General features: G+C 50.7%; 8 protein-coding genes. 3 read left to right on the top strand and 5 right to left on the bottom strand.

Annotated features, from left to right (window positions below; genetic code table 11):
• Positions 1 to 217 precede the first annotated feature (217 nt).
• The 3 genes from hemG to AC6R1A_RS08870 are packed head-to-tail and all read right to left on the bottom strand — an operon-like array spanning position 218 to position 2878.
• Complete coding sequence (gene hemG / locus AC6R1A_RS08880) at positions 218 to 742, bottom strand: menaquinone-dependent protoporphyrinogen IX dehydrogenase (protein WP_500634072.1); 525 nt, start codon at positions 740 to 742, stop codon at positions 218 to 220.
• A 9-nt stretch (positions 743 to 751) separates the two neighbouring features.
• Entirely contained in the window at positions 752 to 2209 is a 1458-nt protein-coding gene (locus tag AC6R1A_RS08875; protein ID WP_500630496.1) for a TrkH family potassium uptake protein, read from the bottom strand.
• 42 nt (positions 2210 to 2251) lie between these two features.
• Positions 2252 to 2878, bottom strand: coding sequence for a YigZ family protein (locus AC6R1A_RS08870; protein WP_500634073.1), 627 nt, complete (start codon positions 2876 to 2878; stop codon positions 2252 to 2254).
• Positions 2879 to 3139: 261 nt separating this feature from the next.
• Here AC6R1A_RS08870 and fadB point away from each other — a divergent pair, with 261 nt between their 5' ends.
• Entirely contained in the window at positions 3140 to 5311 is a 2172-nt protein-coding gene (gene fadB, locus AC6R1A_RS08865; RefSeq protein WP_500634071.1) for a fatty acid oxidation complex subunit alpha FadB, read from the top strand.
• A gap of 12 nt (positions 5312 to 5323) precedes the next feature.
• Entirely contained in the window at positions 5324 to 6499 is a 1176-nt protein-coding gene (gene fadA / locus AC6R1A_RS08860; protein ID WP_334555551.1) for an acetyl-CoA C-acyltransferase FadA, read from the top strand.
• A gap of 62 nt (positions 6500 to 6561) precedes the next feature.
• Here the strand turns inward: fadA and AC6R1A_RS08855 are convergent, their stop codons facing one another.
• Complete coding sequence (locus AC6R1A_RS08855; protein WP_487902973.1) at positions 6562 to 7284, bottom strand: transporter substrate-binding domain-containing protein; 723 nt, start codon at positions 7282 to 7284, stop codon at positions 6562 to 6564.
• Positions 7285 to 7426: 142 nt separating this feature from the next.
• On the opposite strand from AC6R1A_RS08855, the gene AC6R1A_RS08850 reads away from it, so the two are divergent.
• Positions 7427 to 8167: an amino acid ABC transporter permease gene (locus AC6R1A_RS08850; protein WP_500634070.1), complete on the top strand. Its 741-nt coding sequence runs from the start codon at positions 7427 to 7429 to the stop codon at positions 8165 to 8167.
• Between the two features lie 50 nt (positions 8168 to 8217).
• On the opposite strand, the gene glmU is transcribed toward AC6R1A_RS08850, so the two are convergent.
• On the bottom strand, positions 8218 to 9579 hold the full coding sequence (gene glmU, locus AC6R1A_RS08845) for a bifunctional UDP-N-acetylglucosamine diphosphorylase/glucosamine-1-phosphate N-acetyltransferase GlmU (RefSeq protein ID WP_500634069.1): 1362 nt from the start codon (positions 9577 to 9579) through the stop codon (positions 8218 to 8220).
• Positions 9580 to 9691: the final 112 nt, after the last annotated feature.

The following is a 9691-nucleotide window of genomic DNA, read 5'->3' as shown; positions in this document are numbered from 1 at the left end:
TTAGTGTCAACCACTTTTTTCAAACTTTTCTCAGCAATTTTTGCTGGGCTTTTAGACCTGCTGTTACGGTGAGTATCCTTATTGGAGCCTTGCCGTGTCAGCGAGGGGGCATTATAGATATCCGATGATACTTGGCAACCCCTTTTTCAAAAAAAATGGCATTTCTTTGCTATTCGATTAAAACATCACCTCAAAGCGTTATAAGCGAGCGTTTTCTTTACATATTTTTAAACTTTTCACCAAATAAGCGCACTTTTTCCCAGTTGGTGTACTCCACCTCTTTGGTTGTATCGGTTTCACCGCCTGTCATCGACATAATGAACTTAATCATAGTTTTATCGAACCAATTATAATGTGGGTAACGCAGCGCCCCGGCAAAAACACCAATCAGACTGGGTTGCCAAGCGGATTTGCTGAGGAAGGTTTTGATGTACGCACTCCCTTCTGGGGTGTCCTTTCCTTGCGCTTCTTTTCTCGCGGTCAGATTGACACAAATAAATGCTGCTTTGTGCTGCTGCAGTTGATCGAGGTTTCGCTCAATAAAACGATACAGTTGCTTATTTAAGTGGCCATAACGAATAGAGGCGCCGACCAGCACGCGCTCGTAGGGGGCAAAGTCGACCTGATCAACAAGGTGGAGATCGATGATGTCGCACTCCATGTCCAATTGTTGTTGCAGGGTGTGGAGAATTTTTTTTGTCTGTCCTTCACGGGAAGAATAGAGAAACAGCGCTTTTGACATAGGCTTCCTTTAACTTTTCCAAAAGGTAGGGGTCAGCAGAATCAGTAGGGTGAACACTTCGAGACGCCCAAACAACATAGAGACAATCAACACCCATTTGGCTTTATCATTCACATCGCCGAAGTGGAGCGCCACTTCGCCAAGACCCGGGCCTAAGTTGTTGAGCGTGGCGGCCACTGCGGAGAAGGCACTTAACTCATCCATGCCGGTCGCAATAAGACCCAGCATGCAAACCACAAAGACCAATGCGTAGGCAGAGAAAAATCCCCACACGGCATCGACCACTCGTTGTGATAGAGCACTTCCGCCGACTTTAATGGTGTACACCGCTCTTGGGTGAACCAGACGTTTGAGCTCTCGCACGCCTTGTAGTGTTAATAGTAGGATACGGATCACCTTCATCCCACCACCGGTCGAACCGGCGCAACCACCAATAAAAGAGGAGAACAGCAATAGGACGGGAAGAAACAGCGGCCACTCTGAAAATCCTGTGGTGGTAAAGCCTGCTGTTGTCGAAATCGAAACCGTCTGGAACAGCGCTTGGTCAAACGCATCGTATTTTGAGTCGTAAGAGTGATGATTCAATAACACGAGGAAACAGATGATAAAGAGCAGCGCTTGAATAAAGAGGAATGCGCGAAACTCGGGATCTTTCCAATAATATTTAGGGTGCACACCGCCAGAAGCAAAGGCGGCAAAGTGAAGTGAGTAGTTACAGGCAGAAATCAACAAGAACACCACAGTGATCATATTGATGGCGTAGCTATCGAAATAACCCATACTGGCGTCATGAGTAGAGAAGCCCCCGATCGCGATAGTCGAAAAGCTGTGGCTGATCGCATCGAATGGCGTCATGCCGGCCAACCAGAACGCAAGTGCACACGCGATCGTCAAACTGAGGTAGATATACCAAAGCGCTTTCGCAGTTTCTGCAATCCTCGGCGTCATCTTGGTATCTTTAACTGGACCTGGGATCTCAGCGCGATAAAGCTGCATACCACCGATACCCAGCACGGGTAATATCGCCACCGCGAGCACGATGATCCCCATGCCACCAAACCATTGCAGTATCTGACGATAAAAAAGGATCGCTTTTGGCAACTCATCCAGCCCAACAATGACGGTGGCCCCTGTCGTGGTCAGCGCAGAGAATGATTCAAAAAACGCATCGGTCACCGACACATTGGGGTAATCCGCCGCTAAAAAAGGCAGCGCCCCTGCACTGCCCAGTACCGTCCAAAACAGCACCACAATCAGAAAACCATCACGGGCTTTCAGTTCATGTTTATGACGACGATTCGGAAACCAACACACTGCGCCACAGGCAAGCAAAACAAAAAAGGTGGTGACAAAGGGCACGCCCGCACCATCTCGATAGATAAGTGCGACTAAAGCAGGCGCCAGCATGGTGACGCTAAATAAGGCCAGCAGTAGGCCGACGATGCGAATAATTGAACGAAATTGCATACAGAGACGACTATTGAAGCTTGGCTTCAGACTTCCTAATTATCATTGTTTTCCATCGAAAGAGGTGATGTTAGCTTTGGCGCCACTTTTATTGATGACCGCCTGGGTAAACACAGCGGCATCCCTCCGCTCTATCTCTACCACCAGCACGACATGATCGCTGTACTCGGCCGATACTTCCACGGCATTGAATTGCGGTAGCATCGCCTGCGCAATAGGCAGGAAGCCATAGTCTAACTCCAGTCGCAAGTTTGTGGTGATTTTTTTCTCAATTGTTTGAAGCAACTTAAGCGCTTGCCCCACACCGCCACCATAGGCTTTGACCAAGCCTCCCGTCCCCAGCTTGATACCACCTGAATAACGGGTGACGACTGCCGTCACTTCACCAACTCCCGATCCGGATAATTGAGCCAAAATGGGTTTGCCCGCCGTCCCCGACGGCTCACCATCATCACTGAATCCCCACAGCATGGAATTTTCCGGTCGCCCTGCGACAAAACCCCAACAATGGTGCCGAGCACTGGGGTGCGCCCGTCTCACTTGTTCGATAAACGCCTTGGCACTGTCGATACTCGGTGTATGGGCGAGCTGGGTGATAAAGACGCTCTTCTTTATCTCTTCTTCAAACACCGCAGGCTGCAGGGGAACTAAATAAGGGTGATCATTCATGGGCATAGCAAGTCTTAGCAAACTGGCGTGAGTCTATCATGAGAGCGGTTTGCGCGTCGTCTAAGATTTGTCCAAGCGCACAATGTTAAACACTTGTTTGAAAAATGTATTGAATTTGTCCAATGAGCGATCCACACTAAGTTCTCTGGTCTAACCAGAGCAATAAATATAACAACTTTCCTAGTTAATCTTGCGTGGTCCACAACGACCGATTCGCGAGATCAACACGCAATCCACGATTGTATGTCATGGAGATAGACAATGATTTACCAAGCCGACACCCTACAGGTAAAGGAATTAAACGACGGGTTAGCTGAACTCTGTTTCTGCTCTCCACAATCCGTTAACAAACTCGATCTCGCCACACTCGAGTCTCTCGATAAGGCGCTCGATGCCCTCGCTCAACATTCAGGTCTTAAAGGTCTGCTGCTGACTTCAGACAAAGACGCGTTCATTGTTGGCGCCGACATCACCGAATTCTTAGGTTTGTTTGCCAAACCAGAAGCCCAGCTCGATACGTGGCTCCAATTCGCCAACAGCATCTTCAATAAGCTTGAAGATCTCCCAGTGCCGACCGTCTCTGTGGTCAAAGGCCACACCTTAGGTGGCGGTTGTGAGTGTGTACTCGCTACCGACATGCGTATTGGCGATAAAACCACCAGCATCGGCCTACCTGAAACCAAACTGGGTATCATGCCAGGCTTTGGTGGCTGTGTTCGCCTACCGCGCGTTATCGGCGCAGACAGTGCGATGGAAGTGATCACACAAGGCAAAGCCTGCCGTGCAGACGAAGCACTCGCGATCGGATTGTTGGACGCCGTCGTCGACTCTGAGACACTTTACGACTCTGCGCTGAGCACGCTCACCCTAGCCGTCAATGAGAAAATCGACTGGCAAGCTCGCCGCAAACAAAAAACCTCCGCGCTGACGCTCAGCAAGCTCGAATCTATGATGAGCTTTACCATGGCCAAAGGGTTAGTCGCCCAGAAAGCAGGCCCGCACTACCCAGCGCCGATGACGGCGGTCAAGACCATCGAACAAGGCGCAGGTTTTGCGCGCGATGAAGCGTTGGCCATTGAACGTAAACACTTTATTACGTTGGCAAAATCCGAGGAAGCGAAGGCGTTAGTTGGCCTGTTCCTTAACGATCAATACATCAAAGGGATTGCCAAGAAAGCAGAAAAATCGGCCGACAAAGCCACGGCGCGAGCTGCGGTACTTGGCGCTGGCATCATGGGCGGCGGCATTGCTTACCAATCCGCCCTCAAAGGGGTACCGGTGCTAATGAAAGACATTGCTCAGCCGTCACTGGATCTGGGCATGACCGAAGCCTCTAAGCTACTCAACAAGCAGCTTGAACGTGGCCGTATTGATGGCTTCAAAATGGCAGGCATCCTTGCCTCCATCACACCAAGCTTGCACTACGCGGGCATTGAGCAAGCTGATGTTGTCGTCGAAGCTGTGGTTGAAAACCCGAAAGTCAAAGCCGCTGTGCTGAGTGAAGTTGAGCAGCAGGTGAGCGAAGAGACGGTGATCACCTCGAACACATCGACTATTCCAATCAACTTGCTGGCTAAGTCGCTGTCTCGCCCAGACAAATTCTGTGGTATGCACTTCTTTAACCCCGTACACCGCATGCCATTGGTCGAGATCATCCGTGGTGAACACACCTCAGACGACACCATCAACCGCGTGGTCGCCTATGCGGCTAAGATGGGCAAATCCCCGATTGTGGTCAATGACTGCCCGGGATTTTTCGTCAACCGTGTGCTCTTCCCTTACTTTGGCGGCTTTAGCTTGCTACTGCGTGATGGGGCCGATTTCACCCAAGTCGATAAAGTCATGGAGCGTCAATTTGGTTGGCCGATGGGCCCTGCTTACTTGCTCGATGTGGTAGGTATTGATACGGCACATCATGCTCAAGCCGTCATGGCGCAAGGCTTCCCAGAGCGTATGGGTAAATCGGATCGTGATGCGATTGATGCGCTGTTTGATGCAAACAAGTACGGCCAGAAAAACGGCAGTGGCTTCTACAGCTACAGCGTCGATCGAAAAGGCAAACCGAAGAAAACCTTCAGTGATGATGTGTTACCGCTGCTCGCTGAAGTGACGCAATCGTCGCAAGCGTTTGATGACCAAACCATTATTCAACGCATGATGATTCCAATGATCAACGAAGTGGTGCTGTGTCTTGAAGAGGGCATCATCGCCTCTCCTCAAGAAGCGGATATGGCGCTGGTTTATGGTCTTGGCTTCCCTCCATTCCGTGGTGGGGTGTTCCGTTATCTCGATAGTGTGGGCATTGCTGAGTTTGTCGCAATGGCGCAGCAATACTCGGATCTGGGTGCAATGTACCAGGTGCCAAAACTGCTCAAAACCATGGCTGAAAAAGGCGAGACCTTCTATGGCCAACAGCAGCAAAGTTCTATCTAAGGAGATTTCAGCATGACTACCCACACTAGAAACGTTGTCGTTGTCGATTGTCTACGTACTCCGATGGGACGTTCAAAAGGCGGCGCATTCCGCCATACGCGTGCAGAAGATTTATCGGCACACTTAATGAAAGGCATCTTGGCCCGTAACCCGCAGGTGAACCCAAGCGAGATTGAAGACATCTACTGGGGCTGTGTGCAACAAACCCTTGAGCAAGGCTTCAATATTGCCCGTAACGCCGCGCTCCTCGCAGGGCTGCCGATTGAGATTGGTGCCGTGACGGTTAACCGTCTGTGCGGCTCCTCAATGCAAGCGCTGCACGATGGCACGCGCGCCATCATGACAGGCGATGCAGAGATCTGTCTGATTGGTGGTGTCGAGCACATGGGGCACGTTCCAATGAATCATGGCGTCGACTTCCACCCAGGCATGTCAAAACACGTAGCGAAAGCGGCGGGTATGATGGGGCTCACCGCGGAGATGCTCGGCAAACTGCACCAAATCAGTCGTGAGCAGCAAGATGCGTTCGCGGCACGTTCGCACGCTAGAGCTCACGCAGCCACGGTCGAAGGCCGTTTTAAGAACGAGATTCTTCCGACAGAAGGTCACGCCGCAGACGGCACACTGTTTACCCTCGACTTTGATGAAGTAATTCGTCCAGAAACTTCGGTCGAAGGTCTGTCTCAGTTGCGCCCTGTGTTTGACCCTGCCAATGGTACCGTCACTGCGGGCACCTCTTCCGCTCTGTCTGATGGCGCCTCTGCCATGTTAATCATGAGTGAGGAGAAAGCCAAAGAGCTTGGTCTCACCATTCGCGCTCGCATCAAGGGTATGGCGATTGCCGGTTGCGATCCTTCCATCATGGGATACGGACCTGTACCTGCGACGCAAAAAGCCCTCAAGCGCGCTGGCCTATCTATTGATGATATGGATGTGGTTGAGCTCAATGAGGCTTTCGCCGCCCAGGCTCTGCCTGTTGCGAAAGATCTCGGCTTACTGGACGTGATGGATGAAAAGGTCAACCTGAATGGCGGCGCTATCGCTCTCGGTCACCCGTTAGGCTGCTCAGGTTCACGCATCTCAACTACCTTGATCAATCTTATGGAAGCGCAAGACGCCAAATACGGATTAGCGACCATGTGTATCGGTCTAGGTCAAGGCATCGCGACGGTGTTTGAACGCCCATAAGGCGTGTCAAATAATGTCAAAAGAGCCGCTTTGCGGCTCTTTTACTATCTATACCTATTACACTAAAGTGTTTTCAGCCCCCACTTTTCGGCGGTCTGTTTGAAAAATCCTTGGGTTTTCTTCAACTCAACCCAGTGATTAATGTAATTGATCCATACTTGGTCATCTTGGGGTAACAGCATCGCGATCGGGGTGGGCTTTCTTGCCTCTTTGACAGGCACAATCGCCAGCTGTTGAAACTTCTCGACCAAGGTCGCAGCTTCCACGTTGGAGGTCACCGAGACGTCCGCGCGGCGCGCCAATAGCTCTTGAAAATCACGAGCGGGCGCTTCGATGACAATGTGCTGCGCAGAAGGGAAAAACGCTTTCACCATCTTTTCTTGTACGGTACCCAGTGTGGCAGCCACTTTGACGTCAGGCGAGTCAAAATCAGACCAGTCAGAGAAACGCTCCAGATCCTTCTTCTGCACAACCGGGACAAAAGCGAGATAAAAATAGGGCTGACTGTACCCCGCTACCTTAGCGCGAGACATATTGAGCGACGCACTGCCTGTAATGTCATATTTGTTGGCAGTCACGCCATTGACCAAGGTTTTCCAGTCAGTGGCGACAAACTCGACACTGACCCCTAGGTCTTTGGCTAATTCGGTGGTCACATCGATATCAAACCCTCGATAACTATTGGTCGCCGGGTCTTTCATCGTCATTGGGTTCCAGTCGCCGGTCGTACCAACACGCAGAACGCCTGAGTCTAAAATCTGATGGAGGCGACTGCCTTGAGCCATCGCTTGCGGGAGGGACAACAGGCTGATGAGCAGTGCGCAGATGATCGGTTTCATTTTATCGTCCTTAGTCATTACACGAATTCCACTTTCATTGTTAACATAGCAGTAAGAAACGGATTTTCTAGTCTAAACAAGGTGTAATGTGACCACTAAAGTATGGGTGTTGATCACTTCGCTGCTGCTGACTGGCTGCAGTGACTATCAATGGGGATGGTATGTACTCGATCCTACCACCGAGCAAGGCCGAGCAAATGTGCTGTTTTTGATGGGTGGATTTGGTGAGACGGTGCAGATCTCCTTGCTCAGTATGGTGCTAGCGATGAGCCTTGGCTTGATGGTCGCGATGCCTGCCTTATCTAACCTGAGAGTGTTACGTTGGTTCAATCGCCTCTATGTCGAAAGCGTACGCTCAGTCCCGGTGCTCGTTTTGCTGCTGTGGGTCTATTATGGGATGCCTACCTTACTCGATCTTTCCTTAAACCATTTCTGGGCAGGCGTGATAGCCCTAACGATCGCCGAAAGCGCCTTTATGGCGGAAGTCTTTCGCGGTGGTATTCAAGCCATTAGCCGAGGTCAACGCGAAGCCTCTGAATCGTTAGGACTCAGTTACTGGCAGACCATGCGCTTTGTGATGTTGCCACAAGCCTTCCGTCAGATTTTGCCGCCACTGGGAAACCAATTTGTCTATATCCTCAAAATGAGTTCGTTGGTCAGTGTCATTGGTCTGAGCGATCTGACCCGCAGAGCGAACGAGCTGGTGGTCACCGAATACTTACCTTTGGAGATATACACCTTTTTGGTACTCGAATATCTATTGCTTATCTTATTGGTCTCTCAAGCCGTGCGCTGGCTAGAAAAGCGCATTGCGATTCCAAGCTTATAGATAGAAAAAAGCCGCTTCAATGAAGCGGCTTTGAAACTGAGCATCGACAATTATTTTTGCTTCACCGGACGCTGCCAGCCTGCAATCTTGCGCTCTTTAGCGCGAGTGATGACTAACTCACCTTGTGCAACGTCTTTCGTCAGCGTCGTGCCTGCGCCTATGGTCGCACCATCAGCAATCGTCACTGGTGCCACCAGCTGGCTGTCTGAGCCAACAAACACATCGTTGCCGATGATGGTTTTAAACTTGTTTGCGCCATCGTAGTTACACGTAATCGTACCCGCGCCAATGTTGGTGCGCTCACCAATCTCAGCATCGCCAAGATAAGTGAGGTGGTTGGCTTTTGAACCCTGACCAAGACGCGCGTTTTTCATTTCAACAAAGTTACCAACGTGGGCATCTTTCTTCAGCTCTGCGCCAGGGCGAAGACGAGTAAATGGCCCAACGGTACACTCTTCACCGACCGTAGCACCTTCAATCACGCTGTATGGGCGCACAATGGTGTTGTCGTCGATTTCGCAATCTTTGAGCACACACCCAGCGCCAATCACTACGTTATCGCCAAGAGAGACGCTACCTTCAATCACAACATTGACGTCAATCTCACAGTCCATACCGCATTGCAGCTCACCACGCAAATCAAAACGTGCTGGGTCACGCAGCATCACGCCTTGTTCAAGCAGCTTGCGAGCTTGCATGGATTGGAAGGCACGTTCTAAGCGCGCCAACTGATTGCGATCGTTCACCCCTTCCACTTCGATAGGATTGACTGGGTGAACGGCCTCGACAGCGCGTCCTTCGTCGTGCGCGGCCGCAATGACGTCAGTGAGGTAATATTCACCTTGCGCGTTTTGGTTGTTGAGGCCAGATAACCAGCGCTTAAGATCGCCGCCTGTCGCGACCATCACACCTGTGTTGATCTCTTTGATTTGACGCTGCTCTTCGGTGGCATCTTTTTGTTCAACGATCGCCACAACAGGGCCATTCTTACGGACGATACGGCCGTAGCCTGTTGGGTTGTCTAAGACGACGGTCAAGAGCGCGATGCCGCCGGTAGGCTGCGCATCCAGCAAGCTCTCAATGGTCTCTTCCGAGATCAAAGGCACGTCGCCGTACAACACCAGGATCTTTTCATCATCTTGAAACTGATCCGACGCTTGATCCACCGCATGACCTGTCCCTAATTGATCCGCTTGCAATACCCAGTTAACCGACTCTTGGCTCAGTTCAGCTTGCATTTGATCGCCACCGTGGCCATAGACGAGGTGGATGTTTTGCGCGCCGAGCCCAGAGCAAGTATCAATCACGTGCTTCACCATAGGTTTACCCGCTAGGGTATGCAGTACCTTTGGCTTGTTAGAGTACATGCGAGTCCCTTTGCCCGCCGCGAGAATCACCGCGCTAAACTTCATGAAATTACCTATAGACGTTGTCATAAAAACTTGAGGGGTATTCTAGACACTAATCAACAATTAGTTAATGAAATCGGAAAATTTTCCGTTAAAAATTAAGCAGCCACTGACC

The sequence above is a fragment of the Vibrio sp. R10-SG3-ISO3 genome, from assembly GCF_059834225.1.
The sequence above is the reverse complement of the archived record's forward strand: the minus strand, read 5'-3'. Positions and strand labels throughout refer to the sequence as shown.

Coding starts and splice junctions, on each gene's coding strand:
- hemG (WP_500634072.1), bottom strand. CDS start 742: ATGTCAAAAGCGCTGTTTCTCTATTCTTCCCGTGAAGGACAGACAAAA.
- AC6R1A_RS08875 (WP_500630496.1), bottom strand. CDS start 2,209: ATGCAATTTCGTTCAATTATTCGCATCGTCGGCCTACTGCTGGCCTTA.
- AC6R1A_RS08870 (WP_500634073.1), bottom strand. CDS start 2,878: ATGAATGATCACCCTTATTTAGTTCCCCTGCAGCCTGCGGTGTTTGAA.
- fadB (WP_500634071.1), top strand. CDS start 3,140: ATGATTTACCAAGCCGACACCCTACAGGTAAAGGAATTAAACGACGGG.
- fadA (WP_334555551.1), top strand. CDS start 5,324: ATGACTACCCACACTAGAAACGTTGTCGTTGTCGATTGTCTACGTACT.
- AC6R1A_RS08855 (WP_487902973.1), bottom strand. CDS start 7,284: ATGGCTCAAGGCAGTCGCCTCCATCAGATTTTAGACTCAGGCGTTCTG.
- glmU (WP_500634069.1), bottom strand. CDS start 9,579: ATGAAGTTTAGCGCGGTGATTCTCGCGGCGGGCAAAGGGACTCGCATG.